The sequence below is a fragment of the Caulobacter sp. Root655 genome (genome assembly GCF_001427665.1).
GTDB lineage: Bacteria > Pseudomonadota > Alphaproteobacteria > Caulobacterales > Caulobacteraceae > Caulobacter.
In genome coordinates, this window is the sequence record NZ_LMHC01000006.1 from 57,052 (window position 1) to 75,186 (window position 18,135).

Annotated in this window: 18 protein-coding genes; 12 read left to right on the forward strand and 6 right to left on the reverse strand. The window is 69.7% G+C overall.

The features are described from left to right. Positions 1-110 precede the first annotated feature (110 nt). The 5 genes from ASD79_RS07580 to ASD79_RS07600 all read left to right on the forward strand — a co-directional run bounded on the left by ASD79_RS07580 (position 111) and on the right by ASD79_RS07600 (position 4,670). Positions 111-1,226 (forward strand): ABC transporter permease, encoded by a 1,116-nt coding sequence (locus ASD79_RS07580; RefSeq protein WP_056720433.1) that lies wholly within the window; start codon positions 111-113, stop codon positions 1,224-1,226. Beyond that, positions 1,223-2,077, forward strand: coding sequence for an ABC transporter ATP-binding protein (locus tag ASD79_RS07585; protein WP_056720434.1), 855 nt, complete (start codon positions 1,223-1,225; stop codon positions 2,075-2,077). Before ASD79_RS07580 ends, ASD79_RS07585 begins: the two co-directional genes overlap by 4 nt. Beyond that, the gene (locus ASD79_RS07590; protein WP_056720435.1) at positions 2,077-3,015 is read left to right on the forward strand and encodes an MlaD family protein; all 939 of its coding nucleotides are present in this window, start codon (positions 2,077-2,079) and stop codon (positions 3,013-3,015) included. Before ASD79_RS07585 ends, ASD79_RS07590 begins: the two co-directional genes overlap by 1 nt. Next, positions 3,012-3,677 (forward strand): ABC-type transport auxiliary lipoprotein family protein, encoded by a 666-nt coding sequence (locus tag ASD79_RS07595; RefSeq protein ID WP_156400411.1) that lies wholly within the window; start codon positions 3,012-3,014, stop codon positions 3,675-3,677. Before ASD79_RS07590 ends, ASD79_RS07595 begins: the two co-directional genes overlap by 4 nt. A 198-nt stretch (positions 3,678-3,875) precedes the next feature. Next, entirely contained in the window at positions 3,876-4,670 is a 795-nt protein-coding gene (locus tag ASD79_RS07600; RefSeq protein WP_156400412.1) for a hypothetical protein, read from the forward strand. Here the strand turns inward: ASD79_RS07600 and ASD79_RS07605 are convergent. Continuing rightward, positions 4,667-5,557 carry a LysR family transcriptional regulator gene (locus ASD79_RS07605; RefSeq protein WP_056720437.1) on the reverse strand — a complete coding sequence of 297 codons (891 nt, stop codon included), beginning with the start codon at positions 5,555-5,557 and terminating at the stop codon, positions 4,667-4,669. The two genes, ASD79_RS07600 and ASD79_RS07605, sit on opposite strands and share 4 nt — an antisense overlap. Positions 5,558-5,682: 125 nt before the next feature. Here ASD79_RS07605 and ASD79_RS07610 point away from each other — a divergent pair, with 125 nt between their 5' ends. Both ASD79_RS07610 and ASD79_RS07615 read left to right on the forward strand, forming a co-directional pair. Next, positions 5,683-6,225 (forward strand): hypothetical protein, encoded by a 543-nt coding sequence (locus tag ASD79_RS07610; protein ID WP_056720438.1) that lies wholly within the window; start codon positions 5,683-5,685, stop codon positions 6,223-6,225. Next, positions 6,222-7,571, forward strand: coding sequence for an MFS transporter (locus ASD79_RS07615; RefSeq protein ID WP_200952288.1), 1,350 nt, complete (start codon positions 6,222-6,224; stop codon positions 7,569-7,571). The genes ASD79_RS07610 and ASD79_RS07615 overlap by 4 nt, the downstream gene beginning before the upstream one ends. 60 nt (positions 7,572-7,631) lie before the next feature. Here the strand turns inward: ASD79_RS07615 and ASD79_RS07620 are convergent, their stop codons facing one another. Both ASD79_RS07620 and spbR read right to left on the reverse strand, forming a co-directional pair. Then, positions 7,632-8,408: an NUDIX domain-containing protein gene (locus ASD79_RS07620; protein WP_056720439.1), complete on the reverse strand. Its 777-nt coding sequence runs from the start codon at positions 8,406-8,408 to the stop codon at positions 7,632-7,634. 205 nt (positions 8,409-8,613) lie between these two features. Next, complete coding sequence (gene spbR / locus ASD79_RS07625) at positions 8,614-9,747, reverse strand: pole-localized protein SpbR (RefSeq protein WP_056720440.1); 1,134 nt, start codon at positions 9,745-9,747, stop codon at positions 8,614-8,616. A 161-nt stretch (positions 9,748-9,908) separates the two neighbouring features. Between spbR and ASD79_RS07630 the strand changes: the two genes are divergently transcribed. From ASD79_RS07630 to ASD79_RS07645, 4 genes are all read left to right on the forward strand, one after another. Then, positions 9,909-11,714, forward strand: a complete 1,806-nt coding sequence (locus ASD79_RS07630) for an ATP-binding protein (protein ID WP_056720441.1) — start codon at positions 9,909-9,911, stop codon at positions 11,712-11,714. 133 nt (positions 11,715-11,847) lie between these two features. Next, positions 11,848-12,162 (forward strand): hypothetical protein, encoded by a 315-nt coding sequence (locus tag ASD79_RS07635; protein ID WP_056720442.1) that lies wholly within the window; start codon positions 11,848-11,850, stop codon positions 12,160-12,162. Between the two features lie 61 nt (positions 12,163-12,223). Next, complete coding sequence (locus ASD79_RS07640; protein WP_056720443.1) at positions 12,224-12,541, forward strand: hypothetical protein; 318 nt, start codon at positions 12,224-12,226, stop codon at positions 12,539-12,541. A gap of 92 nt (positions 12,542-12,633) precedes the next feature. Continuing rightward, positions 12,634-13,821, forward strand: a complete 1,188-nt coding sequence (locus ASD79_RS07645) for a CaiB/BaiF CoA-transferase family protein (RefSeq protein WP_056720444.1) — start codon at positions 12,634-12,636, stop codon at positions 13,819-13,821. 21 nt (positions 13,822-13,842) lie between these two features. Here the strand turns inward: ASD79_RS07645 and ASD79_RS07650 are convergent, their stop codons facing one another. Continuing rightward, positions 13,843-14,715, reverse strand: coding sequence for a transglycosylase SLT domain-containing protein (locus ASD79_RS07650; RefSeq protein ID WP_056720445.1), 873 nt, complete (start codon positions 14,713-14,715; stop codon positions 13,843-13,845). 187 nt (positions 14,716-14,902) lie between these two features. Here ASD79_RS07650 and ASD79_RS07655 point away from each other — a divergent pair, with 187 nt between their 5' ends. Then, positions 14,903-15,622 (forward strand): energy transducer TonB, encoded by a 720-nt coding sequence (locus ASD79_RS07655; protein WP_056720446.1) that lies wholly within the window; start codon positions 14,903-14,905, stop codon positions 15,620-15,622. 281 nt (positions 15,623-15,903) lie between these two features. Here ASD79_RS07655 and ASD79_RS07660 read toward each other — a convergent pair whose 3' ends face one another. Beyond that, positions 15,904-17,067, reverse strand: coding sequence for an acyl-CoA dehydrogenase family protein (locus tag ASD79_RS07660; RefSeq protein ID WP_056720447.1), 1,164 nt, complete (start codon positions 17,065-17,067; stop codon positions 15,904-15,906). 31 nt (positions 17,068-17,098) lie between these two features. Further along, positions 17,099-18,088, reverse strand: a complete 990-nt coding sequence (locus ASD79_RS07665; RefSeq protein WP_056720448.1) for an FAD-binding oxidoreductase — start codon at positions 18,086-18,088, stop codon at positions 17,099-17,101. Between the last annotated feature and the right edge of the window lie 47 nt (positions 18,089-18,135).

Consider the following 18,135-nt stretch of genomic DNA (forward strand, 5'->3'; position numbering starts at 1 on the left):
GCCCGCCTATCACTGGCCCGCGACAAGCCAAGCCTTACGGCGCTTGGGCTTGGTGAGTCCTTTTGCTAGGGTCCGGTCGGCAGTCGGAAAAGAGGGACCTGCAAGGCTTCATGGGCGTTCCGGCTGATTTCACCTTCGAGGACGTCAACGGCCATCGCACCGCCGTGCTCTCGGGGGACTGGACCGCCCGCGGCATGGTCGACGCCGGCGAGCGCCTGATCACGGCCATGGACGGTTCCGACGCCGTCGACCTGGACCTGCGCGAGGTCACCCGCTGCGACACGGCGGGCGCCTACGCGATCATCCGCGCCGCCGACGGCCGGATCACGGCCGGCAAGATCAGGGCGCGCAAGCAGACGCTGCGCCTGCTGAAGCTGGTCGGCGACGCCATCCAGGTCGAACCCGAGATCATCCCGCCCGTGCGGGGCTTCCGGGCCCTGTTGGAGCGCATTGGCCGCGGCGTGTTCGGCCTGGCCGACGACGGCTACAGCACCCTGGCGTTCCTGGGGCATCTGCTGGTGGCCATCGGCCGCTGCATCGCCAAGCCCAGCCGGATCCGCTGGGCGCCGGTGTTCGCGCTGGCCGAACGGGCCGGCCTGGACGCCATCCCGATCGTCGCCACCACCACCTTCTTCATCGGCGCGGTCGTGGCGCTGCTGGGGGCCAACCTGCTGACCGAGTTCGGAGCCCAGGTGTTCTCGGTCGAGCTGATCGGCATCTCGGTGCTGCGCGAGTTCAACATCCTGATCACCGCCATCCTGCTGGCCGGCCGCTCGGCCTCCAGCTTCGCGGCCGAGATCGGCTCGATGAAGATGAACCAGGAAATCGACGCCATGCAGGTCATGGGGGTCGATCCCTACGAGGCCCTGGTCCTGCCGCGCTTCGCCGCCCTGCTGATCACCATCCCGCTGCTGACCTTCGTGGCCACCCTGGCGGGCCTGGCCGGCGGCATCCTGGTGGTGTGGACGGCTCTGGACCTGTCGCCCGGCTTCTTCCTGCAGCGCATGCAGGACTATGTCGGCGTGCAGCACTTCTGGATCGGCCTGTCCAAGGCCCCGGTCATGGCCATGGTCATCGCCGCGATCGGCTGCCGCCAGGGCATGGAGGTCGGCAACGACGTCGAATCCCTGGGCCGCCGGGTGACGGCGGCGGTGGTCCACGCGATCTTCGCGATCATCGCCATCGATGCGGTCTTCGCCCTGATCTACATGGAGCTGGACCTATGACCGCCGGCGACGTCGAGCCTGGCGAGGACGCGGTCTCCACGGCCACCGCGCCGCCGATCCGCATCGAGGGCCTGGTGTCGCGGTTCGGCGAGGCGGTCATCCACGACGGCCTGGACCTGACGGTGAACCGCGGCGAAGTGCTGGGCGTGGTCGGCGGCTCGGGCGCGGGCAAGTCGGTGCTGCTCAACACCATCATCGGCCTGAAGGCCCCCGACGGCGGCTCGGTCAAGCTGTTCGGCCAGGACATGCAGGTCGCCTCGCGCCGGCGTTGGAGCGTGATCGAACGGCGCTGGGGCGTGCTGTTCCAGCAGGGCGCGCTGTTCTCCAACCTGACGGTGCGCGAGAACGTCGCCGCGCCGCTGTTCGAGCACACTCGCCTGCCCAAGCGCGAGATCGAGCAGCTGGCGGACCTGAAGATCGCCCTGTCCGGCCTGCCAGCAAGAGCGGGCGGCCTGAAGCCGGCCGAGCTGTCGGGCGGCATGCGCAAGCGGGCCGGCCTGGCCCGGGCCCTGGCCATGGACCCGGAACTGCTGTTCCTCGACGAACCGACCGCCGGGCTGGACCCGATCAGCGCCGCGGCCTTCGACGAGCTGATCAAGGACCTGTCCGACAGCCTGGACCTGACGGTGTTCATGATCACCCACGACCTGGACACCCTCTACGCCATCACCGACCGCATCGCCGTGATCGCCGACAAGAAGGTCGTGGCCGCCGGGCCCGCGAGCGACCTGGAAAAGTCCGACCACCCCTGGATCAAAGAATACTTCATGGGACCGCGCGGTCGCGCGGCCGCCGGCAAGTCGACGCCCCCCCCGTCGATGCCCCCCACGTCGACGTCGAGGACGCGCTGATGGAAAGAAACGCCAACTACGCCCTGGTGGGCGCGGCGACCCTGATCCTGTTCATGGGGTTGCTGATCTTCGTCGTCTGGCTGGCCAAGCTGAGCTTCAGCCAGGACTACGACCTGTACGACGTGCTGTTCGTCGGCCCGGTGCGTGGCCTGTCGGACGGCGGCGAGGTGCATTTCAACGGCATCAAGGTCGGCGAGGTCACCAAGATCGCGCTGGACAAGAGCGACCCCAACCGGGTCATCGCCCGGGTCCGCGTCACCTCCGACGTGCCGATCAAGACCGACAGCTACGCCACGCTCGAGCCCCAGGGCATCACCGGCGTCAACTATGTGCAGATCACCGCCGGCGCCCCCTCCAAGCCGCTGCTGAAGAGCACCGTCAAGAGCGGCGAGGTCCCGGTGATCCGCAGCCAGCGCAGCGCCCTGTCCGACCTGCTGGAAGGCGGCGGCACGGTGCTGACCCGCACCATCGAGGCCCTGGACCGCATCAACCGCGTGTTGTCGGACGACAACGTCAAGACCTTCAGCGCCGCGGTCAGCGACGTCCAGTCGGTCACCGCCGAACTGCGGGAGCGCAAGGCGATCATCGCCGACACCCAGAAGGCCCTGCAGAGCATCGACGCCACCACGTCGAAGATTGGCGAGCTGTCGGATAGCTCCAAAGGCCTGGTCGACGGCGACGCCAAGCGCACCCTGAAGAACCTGGGCGACGCCGCCGAGGAGCTGAAGGCCACGGCCAAGGACGTCCGGGGCATGGTCGGCAAGCTGGACGGTCCGACCACCGATTTCGCCACCACCGGCCTGCCGCAGTTGTCGGCCGCCGTCGTGACCCTGCAGTCGGCCGCCGAGTCCCTGGACCGGTTGGTCGGCGAGGTCGAGCAGAACCCGCGCGGCCTGGTCAGCAAGACCCCGGCCAAGGAAGTGGAGGTCAAGCCATGAGCATCCCCCCCGTGCGCGTCTCGGGCCCCGCCCTGCGCTCGCTGAGCGTCGCCGCCCCCGCCCTGGCCCTATGCCTGGCCCTGTCCGGCTGCATCAGCCTGTTCCCCAAGGCCGACCCGTCGGGCCTCTACCGGTTCGGCCACGGCTCGCCGCCCGCCGCCGCGTCGACGTCCGAGAAGACCTTCGGGGTGTTCAAGACACCGACCGTGTTCACTCGGGCGGCGATGGGCGACAGGATCCTGACCGTCACCGATGGCGAGGCGGCCTACATCGCCAGCGCCCGCTGGGTGTCGCCGGCCATCGTGCTGTTCGACGAGTCGGTGGCCCGCGCCTTCGAGGCCGAGTCCAACCCGGCCCGCCTGGTCACCCGCGGCGAGACGGCCAAGGCGGCTATGGCCCTGCGCCTGGAGGTCCGCTCGTTCGAGGCCGACTATGTCGACGGCCCCAAGGCCGCGCCCGAGGTGCTGGTCGAGATCCGCGCCGTGATGACCCGCACTGGCGATCGCGCCCTGCTCGGCGACAAGGTCTTCCAAACCCGGGTCAAGGCCTCGAACAACCGGGTCGGCGCCATCGTCCAGGCCTATGACGCGGCCAACACCCAGGTGTTGACCGAGATCATCGCCTGGGTGGGGGAAGCTGGGAGCAAGCTGCCGGCGGAGTAGGTTTGGGTCGCCTTGAAGCCGTGTCTGGCTCTTCTGCTTTGCGCCATGTGCCGACCTTCGCCCGATTCCAGGAATACGACCTTCGGGAGCATTGCCGCGCGGACCTACTAACCCCTTGGCAACGCCGCGCCCATCGGTTTGGCGCGCGCCAGAAGTCCGCACAGGCGCTATGCTCCTGATCAGGTGATGGGGGGCAAGATGGTGGGGCGCAGCGGCAAGAAGTGTTCGTTCCTGGTATCGGCCTCACTGGCCGGCACGATAGCCGCGGGTTGGGCCGCGATCGCGCGCGCCGATGTCGTGACGTCTCCTCCAGATGGCTTCGCGATCGCCGAGCCGCTCGGGGGCCTGTCGCTAAGGCGGGTCTATGGATCACGGCCGGGTCAGACCTGCATCTACGATCGAGCGCCCAAGGGATGTGCGCTCCTGGCGGTTTCAGCAGAGTGGTCGCCGCGGAACTTGCCGATCGCCGTCACCTTGGAGCGCCGCGATACGGGCTTCGCGATCCAGTTTTCGACTTTGTTGCAAAACCCTAAGGGCCTCCCAGCGTGCTACACTCGTCAAGGGCTTGCCGGTAGCGGCGCTTCAAGCGCCGCCCGAGTTTGGGCCAGCTTGCAGTCGCGGTTCGAGACGTGGAGCAAGGAGTGCGACGTCGTCCGCGCCTTGGGCGGCGATCGCGCCCGATCGGATTTCTTATCGACGGGGGCCGATATGAGCCGGGCCTACCAGGTCCTTCGCGCGGCGAGACAGCTTACGCCCTCCGAGGAGGGCGCCGGTCTGGATTCGTTTCTTCCGGACCGGGTCACCCAGCCGTTGCTAGACGCCGTGGTGGTCGCGTGCGGCGGCTCTCCGGGATCCGCTACACTCGGATCGAACGACACGATCGCCTGGCATTTCGACCGGACCGTTCCCTATGGTCCGGACGGTTCGAGGCCCTTTGGCGTCTGCGTCGACGAGCAGATAAAGTACTTCCCGGGTTATCGGCGCCCGGACTAGGCCGCGCAGATCTCGCGGACACAGCCGCGCAGCCAACGGTGCGCCGCATCGCCATCCGTCCGAGGATGCCAGAGCAGGGACACCGTGAACCCAGGCAATGGGACCGGTAGCGGAAACCAGAACATGCCGGCCCGCAGCGCGCGGGTATGACGCTCGGGGACCGTGGCGATAAGGTCGGATCCACGTGCGAGGGCCAGCGCCGCGGCGAAGCCGCCTACCTCGGCGGCGATGTCCCTCACCACTCCGGACGCTGCCAGCCAGTTGTCGATCGGCGGCTTCTCGGAGCCCTGCAGCACGACCTCGACGTGACGCCAGGCGCCATAGCCCGCCGAACTCACCGGACCAGGGCTCAGCGGGTGCCCGAGTCGCGCGACGCCCACATAGCGATCGTCGAACAGCCCCTGGGCTCGGACCTCCGGTCCAATCGTTTGTTCGACGACGCCGGTCTCCAGATCGACGTCGCCATCGCGCAGCGGCGTGCTGTCCTTGTCGAGCTTGGCGATAAAGCGGAGCCGCACGTTCGGGGCCTGTTCGGACACCCGAGACACCAGCTCGGCCCCAAAATTCTCCACGAAGCCCTCGCGCGCGCGAAGGGTGAAGGTGCGGGCCAGGCGGGCTAAATCGAGCCGCTCCACCGGGCGCAGCACCGCCGCGGCCTGGTCAACCAGCTGACCGACGTTCTCGCGCAGCGCCAGCGCTAGAGGCGTCGGCGCCAGGCCGCGGCCGGCCCGGACAAGCAGCTGATCGCCGGTGGTCTCGCGCAGCCGCGCGAGGGTCCGGCTCATCGCCGAAGGGCTGAGCTGCAGGCGCTTGGCCGCGCGCGCGACGCTGCCTTCCGCGAGCAGGACATCCAGGGCCACGAGCAGATTGAGGTCGGGTGTCGACATCGGTCGATGTCTAGCACGACCTCGCTTCTGACATGGCGTCAAACGCACGAATGAATTGCAAATGGTGCGCGTTCCGCCCCATCGAGCTCGCGGCTATCTCTCGGACAGAGCCGAAGGAGACAGCCATGACCAAGACCGCCCTGGAAACATTCATCGACAACGTCCGGTCCGATTGGGGGCCGTTGACCAGCGAAGTCGCCGCCGCGTGCAGCCGTCACTTGGCGGCGCTGCTCCGGGCGCCGGTGACCGAAGCGTGGTTGGCGAACCTGCATGCGAAGCCGCCGCTCAGCACGACGCTGTATCGCGACCCCGACCACGGCTTCATGCTGCTGGCCCACGCCGAGCCAGCCGGTCTCTACCGGCCGCCACACGACCACGGCCTCAGCTGGGTGATCTATGGCGTTCAGCGCGGCCTGAGCGAGATGGGGACCTACGGGCGCTTGGACGGCGCCGACGGGCCGCGCCTGGTCAAGCGTAACGCCACCCTGGTCCAACCTGGTCAGGTGCAGGTCTACCTGCCAGGAGACATCCACGACACGCGCTGCACGAGCGGTCCGGCCCTGCTGTTTCGCTTCACCGAGCGCGACCTGAAGGTCGAGGACGCCGAAGAGCGCAGGATCACGCGTTACGTGGAGCGGAACGGCGTGTGGACGCGGGGCGCGCCATGACCATGCGCCCCGTCCGGGCGATTGCCGCGGTGCTGGCGGCCACGACGCTGGTGGTTCTGGATGCGGCGATCGTCAACCTGGCGCTACCGACGATCGGCCACGCTTTGCGGGTGTCGCCCGCGATGTCGATCCTGGTGGTGACCGCCTACCAACTGGCGCTGGTGATGGCGTTGCTCCCTTGCGCCGCGCTCGGGGAGAGCCTCGGCTTTCGGCGTGTCTTCACGGCGGGCGTGGCGCTTTTCACGGCGGCTTCGGCGCTCTGCGCCGCCGCTCCGTCCCTGCCCTGGCTGGTGACGGCGCGATTTCTTCAGGGGCTCGGCGGCGCGGCGGTGATGGCCCTGGGCGTCGCCCTGCTGCGCCAGGTCGTGCCGCCTCACCGCCTCGGCGCCGCCATCGGCTGGAACGCGCTGACCGTCGCGCTCGCCACGGCGACTGGCCCGTCCTTGGGCGCTGTGATCCTCTCGGCGGCAAGCGGGCCCTGGTTGTTCGCCCTCAATCTGCCGATCGGCGCCGCGGCGCTCTTGGCCAGCCGCGCCCTGCCGCGCTCGCCTGGCTCCTCGCGAGCGCTGGATCCCCTCAGCATCGCCCTCAACGGCGGTGTCTTCGCCGCCTTGGTCGTCGGCGTGGATCTGCTGCCGACCCAGCCGCACCTTTCCCTCGTCCTGTTGCTCGGCGCGGGGGCGGGGCTAGCGATGCTGGTGCGTCGCGAAGCGCCCAAGGCGTTCCCCTTGGTCCCGTTGGACCTGTTGCGCGTGCCCTCCGTCAGCATTTCGGCAGCCGCCTCGGTGTGCCTGTTCACCGGTCAGACCGCGGCCCTGGTGGCGCTTCCCTTCTACCTGCAGCACGGCCTGGGCCTCAGCGCGTTGCAGATGGCGCTTTACATCACGCCCTGGCCGTTGACGGTGGCGATCGCCGCCCCGGTCGCTGGCTACCTGTCCGACCGCGTCTCAACCGCCTGGCTCTGCGCCTTGGGCGGCGGTATCCTCGCCCTGGGCCTTTCGGCGATGGCGATCCAGGCGCGGGGCGCGCCCCAGATCCTGGTTCCCTGCGTCATGCTGTGCGGCCTGGGCTTTGGCCTGTTTCAGGCGCCCAACAACCGCAACATGTTCCTCGGCGCGCCTCCGGAGCGTAGCGGGGCGGCCGGCGGTTTGCAGGGAACGGCCCGCCTGACCGGCCAGACGGCCGGCGCGGTGCTCATGACGGCGCTCTTCACCGCCACCTCCGTCGACCTGGCGCCGAGACTCGGCTTGGGGATCGGGGCCGCGCTGGCGTTGACGGCTGGGGCGGTTAGCACCCTGCGCGCCGGGCGCAGGAGCTTGTCCGCCGCCCGGCCGGCGCCTCGATGATCGTCGCCATCGCGCCAGCAGCGGACAAATGGCGCCACAAGGTGACGCCGCCCTATCCACTCACAAGGCCGACAGCGGCTCCGCCACCGCGCCATACCCGGCGTCCGGCTGGATGCGCAGCGACGGGCCGTCGACCCAGGGCTCGACGGTGACCAGAGGCCGGGCCAGCGCCGTCTCGATCGCCGCGATCGGGCTGGCGCTCTCCGCCAGCAGTTGCAGGTTCATCCGCGTTGGAAAGATGAGTTTGCGCGCGCCCGAGGCCGCCAGGGCCAGGGCCTCGCCCGGGGCGATCCACTCGGCGTCGACCGCTTCGTGGCCGTCGCAGATCGCCAGTTGCGCCAGGGGCGCGTGGGCGACGTAGAACCAGGTGTCGAAGCGCTTGGCCATCAGCGGCGGGGTGATCCAGCGGGCGAAGATGGTCAGGGCCGCCAGGTCCAGCTTCAGGCCCAGGTCACGGACCACGTCGAGGAAGGCCACGCGGTCCTCGGCCACCGCCGCCCGCACGTCGATCGCCGCCTCGCCGACATAAGTCTCGCCGGCCGCGTCGCGGGCCAGCAGCACCCCCGCCTCCTCGTAGGCCTCGCGGATCGCGGCGATGCGCAGGGCGGCGCCGTCCTCGCCGACGCTCTCCCAGCCGGTGGCGTGGTCGCTCCAGGCTGGGTCGTGGTCGCCGGCATGGCTCTTGCCGCCCGGGAACACCAGGGCGCCGGCCGCGAAGTCGATCTGGTGGTGGCGCTTGACCATCAGCACCTCGAAGGGCGAGGCATCCGCCTGGGCGTCCCGCAGCAGCAGAATGGTGGCGGCGGGTCGGATGGGGTCGGTCGGGCGCTCTGACATCGGACGAGCTTGGCGGAGAAGCCGCGCCTTGCCCAGACGTTTTCGAACAGGCGTTTGGTTAGAGCCGGGCAAACATTAACCTGTCATCCCGGACAAGCGCGCAGCGCGCCGATCCGGGACCGACGCGTGAACTCAGCGCTTCCGGCGGTCCCGGATCTTCGCTTCGCTACGTCCGGGATGACAGTTTCAAGGTGGAAAAGACGCTCTACCCCACCGCCGCCTCGACCTGCTCGGTCAGGCGATCGACGCGCTCCAGCAGGTAGTCGGTGTCCTCGCGCGACACCGCCGCCGAAGAGGTCAGGAACCGCTGGATCATGTGCTCCTGGAAGCGTTCGCGGTCGCCGGGGCGGCCGTCATAGTCCAGGGCGTGGAAGGCGTCGACGCCGGCCCGCAGGGCCGGGAACAGGCGCGACGGCAGGCCGGCCCGCTCGCAGATCGCCTTCAGACCCAGATGCCCGGCGTCGTGGATCATCAGCCAGGTGCGGTGATGGGGCACGCCCGCCAGCTCGGCGACGCCCCATTCGAAGAAGGTCATGTGGCCGTGGGCCAGGGCGCGCAGCAGCAGGGACGGCGTCAGGCGCTTGACGCTCGCCAGGTGCGCCGCGAAGCCCTTGGCGTCGGCCGCCCGGCCGGCCTGCTCCACCAGGTCGATGGTCGCCCGCTCCTTGGCCCCGAGGATCAGGTCCAGGGTCCGCTCGGCCGACAGGGCGTGGTGGGTCAGGATGTGGTCGCGCAGCTGGTCGCCGACCATGTCGATCAGGCGCTCGGTCACCGCCAGCGGCAGGGCGGCGCGATAGGCCACCGCGCTCAGCACCGCCTCCGACTTGGAGAACCGGTCCAGCACGCGCTGCAGGGCCATGTCCGAGAAGCGGGCATTGTCGTTGGCGCAGGCGGTGGCGACCACCTCTTCCGACCCCTGGTCGACCAGCAGGGCGGTGATCTTGCTCGACAGCCTGGGACGTTTAGCCACGGCCAGTTGCCGCACCGGACCGCCCAGGCGGACGATCTCGGCCAGATCCTGGTCGCTGAACACCGGCGAGAAGCTGATGATCGGCAGCGACACGCTCTCGACGTCACGGGCCAGGCGGTTGGCGATATCGGGCGGCAGGGTCGGCGAATTGCGCAGGGTCACGGCCATGGCGCGGCGGACCAGTTCGGCGGCGTCGGCGGCCATCACCCGCAGGATGTCGGCGGCCAGGGCCCGCTGGGCCTCGTCCAGCTCGGCGCGGTCGATCGTGCGACACAGCTTGTGGGCGGCCAGCGCCCGCTCGTCGGGCGTCGCGCCCTTCACCAGCATGCGGATGTCGTGGTCGGTCAGGGCGGCGCGGGTGGTGGCCATGGATCTCCCCCCTATGCCTGGGAACAGCTGGGAATCGGATCATCCCTTGTTAGGCTTAACGATTGTTTGCCCGCATTGCGCTGTGGATTAACGATAAGCCGTAACCCCGTGCAAACCGCGACCGCCTAGGGTCCTCGTTCATCACCCGAGGAATCCGATCCTTGTTCGCCGAGCGCCGACCAACCGCCCCCGCAGTCAGCGGCGCCGACGCCCGTCTGGCGCTCGACGCCCAGACGGCGCTGCTGCCCTATGCGCTGGCGGTGTTCGCCGTCAGCCTGCCGATCTATGTCTGGGCCGGGTCGTTCGCCGCCAACGCCGTCTGGCTGGCGGTCAGCTTCGCGGTGTTCGCCATCAACTGGGGCGCCTTCTACGCCGTGGTCGCCTGGCTGCGCACGCCGGAGGCCGAGAACCTGGCTCGCCGCGCGCGGGTGCACGTGCTCTCGGGCCTGCTGTGGGCGGTGGGGGTGATCCAGATGGCGATCTTCGCCGACGGGGCCGGCCCGGCCCGCGACACTCTGCTGCTGCTGTCGGCCGGGGCGGCGGTGGTCTGCATCTTCTTCTCCGCGCCGTGCATGGTCGCCCTGCTGATCACCGCGCCGGTCGCCGCCTGCGGCCCCTTGCTGCTGCTGTTCTCGCGGCCCGACAGCCGCTGGGCCGGCACAATGGCCTGGGGCGCGATCGCCCTGGCGATGGCCCTGTCCCTGGTGCTGAACCGCATGCTGCGCCGCCAGCACGCCCTGGCCCTGGACCATGAGGCCCTGCTGGAGGAGCGTCTCAAGGTGCTGGAGTCCGCCGAGCGCATGGCCCGCTCGAAGTCCGACATCGTCGCCACCCTGAGCCACGAGATCCGCAACGGCCTGACCGGGGTCACCCACGTGCTGGCCGCCGCCGCCGGCAAGGGCGGCCGCGCGGCGCCATCGCGCGAGCAGCTGAACGCCGCCCTGGACGCCGCCCAGGACCTGGTCGCCGTGCTCAACGCCACCCTGGACTCCGAGACCGCCGAGTCCGGCCGCCTGGCGGTCGAGCGCGTCGCCTTCGAGCCGGTGCGCCTGATCCGCGACCTGGTGCTGCTGGACCGGCCGCACGCCATGGCCAAGGGCCTGGAGCTGACCGTCCACGTCGAGGCCGAGCTGGAGCACCGCCAAGCCGGCGCGGCCATGGGCGACCCGCTGCGCACCCGCCAGATCATCGCCAACATCGTCGGCAACGCGGTGAAATACACGGTGCGCGGCCGGATCGAGGTGCGCGTCGAGCGACGCGGCGACCAGATCGCCATCGAGGTGGCCGACACCGGTCCCGGCCTGTCGGGCGAAGAGCTGGAACAGGCCTTCGAGGCCTTCCGCCGCATCGAGCGCACCGGCGCCGGCGTCAACGGGGCGGGCCTGGGCCTGTCGCTGTCGCGCCAGCTGGCCCGGCTGATGGGCGGCGCGCTCGAGGGCTCCAGCGCCGTGGGCGTGGGCAGTTGCTTCACCCTGACCCTGCCTTTCGACGAACTGGCCGTCTGCGTGGTCGAGACCCGGGCCGAGGCCGCCCAGCCGCCCGAGCCGGCCGGCGCGCCGCCGCGCAACCTGCGAATCCTGATCGCCGAGGACGACGCCCTCAACGCCGCCATGCTGCGGGCCATCCTCGAGCAGCTGGGCCACCAGGTGGTCCACGCCCAGAACGGCCGCCGGGCCCTGGATCTGGCGCGGATCTGCGACTTCGACCTGGTGATGCTGGATGGCCGCATGCCGATCCTCGACGGTCCGCAGACCGCCGCCGCCCTGCGCGCCCTGGACAGCGGCAATCGCGACGTGGCGATCATCGCGGTGATCGGCGGCGACGCCGACGAAGCCCGCGAGTGCCTGGACGCCGGCGCCGACACCGTGCTGCGCAAGCCCGTCAGCGTGGCCGCCGTGGCCCGCGCGGTCGCCGACGCCGCGACCCTGGACCGCAAGAGCGTCTCCAGCCAGGCCGCGGTCGCCTGATATCACCGACGGAAAGACTTGTGCCAGGGTTGTACGAAACCGTCGGTAAGGCCAAGCTAGGCTGCGGATCGCGACCCCTCCGGAGACGAAGGGCGCGGCCGGATAGCCGTCACGCTCCTCCCGAGATGTCCTCATGAAAAAGACCCTCGCCCTCGCCTTGTCCGCGCTGGCCCTGTCGTCGGCGCCGGCCGCCTGGGCCGACGCCAATATCGAAGCCTCGCCCGCCGGCTGGCGCCTGCAGAACTACGCGCCCAACACTTTGCTGGTCCATTTCACGGGCTCGCCCTGCCAGTACGGCACCCTGTCATTTCCGGCCAACGCCACCAACGAGGACAGGAACCGGTTCTACGCCCTGGTGCTCAGCGCCGCGACGACCGGCAAGAAGGTCGGCGTCTATTACGAGACGGTCAGCGGCTCCTGCCAGATCACCTCGTTCTACACGCCCTGACCCCCCCGCGACGCAACCTCCCCGTTTGGCTCACGCCGAGACCTCCGCTCAGGACATCTCCATGAAAAAGATCGCGACCATCGCTCTGCTCGCCTCCGCCCTCCTGGCGGCTTCGCCCGCCCTTGCCGACAACTATTTCGAGGCGGTCCCCACCGGCTGGAAAATGCAGAACTATGTGCCCAACAATCTCATCACCTACTACACGGGCACGGCTTGCTACGCAGGTCAGATCTCCTTCGGCCCCAACGCCACGAACGAGGACAAGAACCGGTTCTACTCTCTGGTGCTGACGGCCCAGACCACCGGCAAGAAGATCGGCGTCTTCTACGAGACGGTCAGCGGTTCCTGCCAGATCTCGTCCTTCTTTCCAGTCCTCTAGCCCGGTCCTCCGGCGGCAAGCGACGTCGATCGTCCTTCCAACAAACGTTTGGATCGCCCACACTCGCCGCAACAAAAAAGCGGGAGAACGTCATGCTGCGCGGATTGCGGGTCATCGAACTGGCCACCTACATCGCCGCCCCGGGCGCGGCCGGGATCATGGCCGACTGGGGCGCCGACGTGATCAAGATCGAGTCGCCCGACGGCGACCCCATGCGGCGGTTCTTCGACACCATCGCCTCCGACCAGGACGCCAACCCGATCTTCGAGCTCGACAACCGCGGCAAGCGCTCGGTGGTGCTCGACATCCGATCAAAGGGCGGCGCCGCCGCGGCCAAGGCCCTGGTCAAGGACGCCGACATCTTCCTGACCAATGTCCGCCCGGCCGCCCTGGCGCGGGCGGGGCTGGACTACGAGACGCTGAAGGCGGTCAATCCGCGGCTGATCTATTGCAGCCTCACCGGCTACGGTCTGGAGGGGCCGGACGCCGACAAGCCGGGCATGGACGTGGCGGCCTTCTGGTCGCGAGCCGGGGTGGGCGCGATCACCGCGCCGAAAGGGGCCGAGCCCTTCCCGATTCGCACCGGCATGGGCGACCACGTGACCTCCCTGGCGACGGTGTCCGCCATCCTGGCGGCGGTCCACGAACGGCATCGCACCGGAACCGGGCGGCTGGTCGAGACCTCGCTGCTGCGCACCGGCGTCTATGCGATCGGCTCGGACATGGCCATCCAGCTGCGGTTCGGGAAGCTGGCCTCGACGCGCGGGCGGCGCGAGGCGATCCAGCCCCTGGCCAATTTCTTCAAGACCAGGGACGACCGCTGGATCTGCCTTCTGGCCCGCCAGGGCGCCACCGACTGGCGGCAGATCGCCGTCGCCGCCGGCCGCCCGGACCTGCCCGAGGATCCGCGCTTCGCCACCGCCCGCCTGCGTCGCGAGAACACCGCCGCCCTGGTCGACATCCTCGACGAAGCGTTCGGGGCGATGGACTACGCCCAGGCCAAGGAAGCGCTCGACGCCGGCGACATCACTTGGGCGCCCTGGCAGACGCCGCGCGACCTGGTGGGCGACCCCCAGGCCCAGGCGGCGGGATGCTTCGTGCAGACCCCGGACGGCCACGGCGCCACCTTCCCCGCCCCCGCCGGTCCGGCCCGCTTCCCGGGGTCGGAGGACGGGCCTAGAGGCCCGGCGCCGCGCCTGGGCGAGCACACGGCCGTCGTGCTGACCGAGATCGGCTATTCGGAGGACGAGATCGCGGGGTTGCGGCCGGTGGAGGCGTAGGGATGAGCGGACCGAAATGACCTACCGCCTGGTCTTGTCCCCGGCTTCCGACAGCACGCGCAGCATCTCGGACGAGAACATCGAGTTGGTCATCCGCGAGGCGGACGAGCCGCTGCTGTTCGACGCCAGGCTGAAGCCGCTGTCGACATCCTGCGAGCCGCGCAGGATCAGGTTGACGAGCGCTTCCTGCTGCTGGATGCGCTCCAGCCGGCGGCCGGTGGCGTACTGGATGAAGCCCTGGTCGGCGGCGGGCGTGGCGTTGGCCGAGGCGTCGAGGGCCGTGACGCGCTCGCCGCCGCCGGTCTTGGTCAGGTTGGCGTAGACCTCGCCGACCGTGGCCGCCCGGCCTTCGCGATAGAAGATCGAACGGTTGGCGGCGGCCGCGTCGGGGAACATCGCCGCGGCGCTGGCCCCGGGCGAGGCGTTGACGGCCTCGATCAGTCGGGCCGAGCCCTGGGGCCCCAGGAAGTGGGCGGCGTAGAGCTCGCCGGAGGTCGGCGAGCGCCCTACCCGCCCGCGCAGGTAGGAGGCATGGTCGGAGGCCAGTTCGCCAGCCATCAAGGATGCGGCATGCGGATCGAGCTTCAGGCCCAGCACGGCCTTGCGGGCCTCGTCGCCAACTACCCGGTAGCGGCCGTCCGCGCCCTGTTGGATCAGATCGGCGTAGCGGGCGTAGCCGTACTTGGTCCCATGCTTCTTCAGCGTGGACAGCCAGGTCTGGTCGACGAACTGGAACAGGCCCGAGGCCGAGGAGGTGCCAGCCTTGGCGTTGGGGTTGTAGCCGCTCTCGCGCTTGGCCGTGCCCATCAGGAACGTGAAGTCCACGCCCGTCGCGCTGGACGCGCGCTGGATCGCCGACTCGACGACGCTGCGGATGGAATTGACGGCTGCCATGGCGTCAATGTCTGAACCAGCGTGGTTAATGCGCGCTTAACCATGCCGGCGCGGGGGCCCCGCCGCCCTGCGACAGGGTGTCTCGCTTACGATCGTAATAAATCTACGCTCGTAATATTTACAAACGTAATTCTTCGTGGGACGCTCGGGTGTCGATCCAGAGACATCGACGCTCAAGGAGGTTGCCATGGTCGCCCATCAAGCCACGATCGGTTCCTACATTCCCGGCCTGAACGACGCGCCGCGCGGCAAGCCGTCGAAAGCCATGGTCGCGGCGCTCGTCCTGGTCTCCGCCGCCCATGCGGGACTGTTCGCCTACCTAGCCTACCAGAAGTTCGTGATGCCGCAGCCTGTCATCGAGGACCGGGGCTTCATCCTCGAAGCCCCGCCACTGGAGCCGCCGCCGCCCAAGCCGCAGCAGGAAACGCCCAAGCCGGAGCAGTCCAACCCTATCCGGCCGCATGTGCCCGCTGATCCGCCGCCCCTGGCGACCCCCGACAAGCTGGTCGTGCCGGTCCCGCCGCCGAGCGACGTGGTCGGCTCGGGGCCTCCGAAGTTCACCTTCAATCCGCCCTTCGCCGGTGATCCGCCGGTCGAGCCGACGGTGGCCAAGGTGATCCGCAGCCCCAACTGGCTGAAGAAGCCCGGCGCCTCGGAGTTCAGCCGCTTCTATCCCGAAAGCGCCATGCGCCGGGAGGTTTCGGGCCAGGCCACCCTGGCCTGCACCGTCGCGGCCAACGGCGCCCTGCGCGACTGCGTGGTGGCCGGCGAGACCCCCGCCGAGGAGGGCTTCGGCAACGCCGCCGTCAAGCTGTCGAAGTACTTCAGGATGAGCCCCCAGACCGAAAACGGCCAGCCCGTCGACGGCGCCAGCGTGCGCATCCCGATCAAGTTCAGCGCGGGGTAGCTATCTCGCCCTCTCCCAGAGGGAGAGGGAGGGGCCCACGCCGTCAGGCGTGGGAGGGTGAGGGGTTTAGACGTTGGACGGCGTGCCGGCAGGGCGCTTGGGGATGAGCAGTTGACGGCGTCACCCCTCACCCTCCCACCGCTGCGCGGCGGGCCCCTCCCTCTCCCCTCCGGGAGAGGGCGCAGGAAGGGGCCGACTTTCCAACCAGATCCTCCCCCTCTGGGGGAGGTGGCCCGGAGGGCCGGAGGGGGTCCGCACGGCGCCCCCAGACGGAGAACCCCCTAATAGCTCTTCGGCAGCCCCAGCACCCGCTCAGCGATGAAGTTGAGGATCATCTCCCGGCTGACCGGCGCGATGCGGGCGATCATCGCTTCGCGGAAGTAGCGCTCGACGTCGTATTCCTTGGCGTAGCCCATGCCGCCATGGGCCAGGACCGAGGTTTCGCAGGCGGTGAAGCCGGCCTCGGCGCCCAGGTACTTGGCGGCGTTGGCCTCGGCCCCGCAGTCCTTGCCCAGGTCGTAGAGGGCGGCGGCCTTGAAGGCCATCAGGTTGGCGGCCTCCAGTTCGGCCCACGACCGGGCCAGCGGATGCTGGATCCCCTGGTTCTGGCCGATCGGCCGGCCGAACACCACGCGCTCCTTGGCGTAGGTCACCGCCCTGGACAGGGCCACACGGCCCAGGCCCACGGCCTCGACCGCGAACAGCACCCGCTCGGGGTTGAGGCCATGCAGCAGGTAGGCGAAGCCCTTGCCCTCCTCGCCCACCAGGTCCTCCTGGGGCACGTGCAGGTCCTCGATGAACAGCATGTTACACTCGACCGCCTTGCGCCCCATCTTGGGGATCGGCTTGGCCTCGATCTTCTCGCGGTCGGTGTAGAACAGCGACAGGCCCTGGGTCGGCTTGGCGCACTGGTCCTTGGGCGTGGTGCGGGCGATGATCAGAATCTTGTTGGCCCGCTGGGCCCCGGTCGTCCAGATCTTGCGGCCGTTCAGCACATAGCCGTCATTGGTGCGCTCGGCCCGCGTCTCCAGGCTGGAGGTGTCGAGGCCCGAATTGGGCTCGGTCACCGCGAAGCACATCTTGTCCTCGCCGGAGATCAGCCGCGGCAGGTGCTTCTGGCGCTGTTCGTCCGTGCCGAACTTCACGATCGGCATCGGGCCGAAGATGTTCAGGTGGATGGCCGAAGCGCCGGAGAAGCCCGCGCCGGACTGGGCCACGGTCTGCATCATCACGGCGGCTTCCGTCAGGCCCAGGCCCGCCCCGCCGACGCTCTCGGGCATGGCCACGCCCAGCCAGCCGCCCTCGGCGATGGCGGCGACGAATTCCTCGGGGAAGATTCCGGTCTCGTCGGTGCGGCGCCAGTACTCGTCGTCGAAGCCGGCGCACAACTTGGCGACGCCCTCGCGGATGGCTTCCTGTTCCTCGGTCAACCAGAATCCGGCCATGCGCCCCTGCCCTTGCTGTTGTCGTTGTCGCTCAGGCCTTCGAAAAGCGCCGCGCGTCGAAATGCGCGGCGTCCGGACCCGGGTCGTTGCCTGTCAGATACGCCGCGACCAGAGCGGCCACAAGCGGCGCCAGCAGCCAGCCGTTGCGCCGCGCCCCGACCGCCAGCATCACGCCGGGGGTCGCGCTCCAGCCCACCAGCGGCAGGCCGTCGACGGTGGTCGCCCGTACCCCGACCTGGGTGGTCATCGTCGCCTCGGCCAGCTCGGGCCGCAGGCGGATCGCCGCCCGGCGCAGGCCCTCGGTCGCGACAGGATCGATCGTCAGGTCGTTCCGCCCGACCTCCATGGTCGCGCCGATCGCCGGGTTTCGGCCCGGGCAGACATAGGCCCCCTCGCCCCGGATCACCGGACCGGTCGCCGGGCCGCGGTCGGCCCGCAAGATCTGGCCCTTGATCGGGGTCAGGGCGGCCAGTTCCGGGGCCAGGCCAGGAAGGCGGGCCGCCCCCGTGGCCAGCACCACGGCCTCGAAGGCCGCCAGGTCTCCGACCTCGAAAGCCCGCGCCTCGAACCGCACGCCCAGCGCCAGGGCCGCGTCATGCATCGCCGCCAGGGACGGCCGCGCCTCGAGCCGCCAATCCTCGTCGCTGGTCAAGGCGCCACCCTGCCGTCTCACAGGCGCGCCCACGGCCTCGAAGCGGGTCGCGACGGCCTCCAGCCAGGCCGCGTCGCCCTCGACCCTCAGGCCGCTCCTGAGCAGGGTGATCCCCAACGGCGCGGCGAAGGCCGGCCAGAGGTCGCGCGCCCGCCGCAGCAGGTCCAGGTGCGAGGTCGAGGCGGGGTCGAACACGGCTTCGGCGACCGGGGCCAGCATGCCCGCGGCCACGCCCGAGGCGTTGTCGCCCAGGGGGCGCGGATCGAAAACCGTGACGTCCCGCCCGGCGCGCGCCAGGGCCAGCGCCACGGCCGATCCGATCGCGCCGGCGCCGGCCACCGCCACCCGCGCGCCAAGCCTCGTCTCCATGGGCGGCAAACACCCCTGTCCGCGCGAAAGGTCAACCCCGGCGGGCG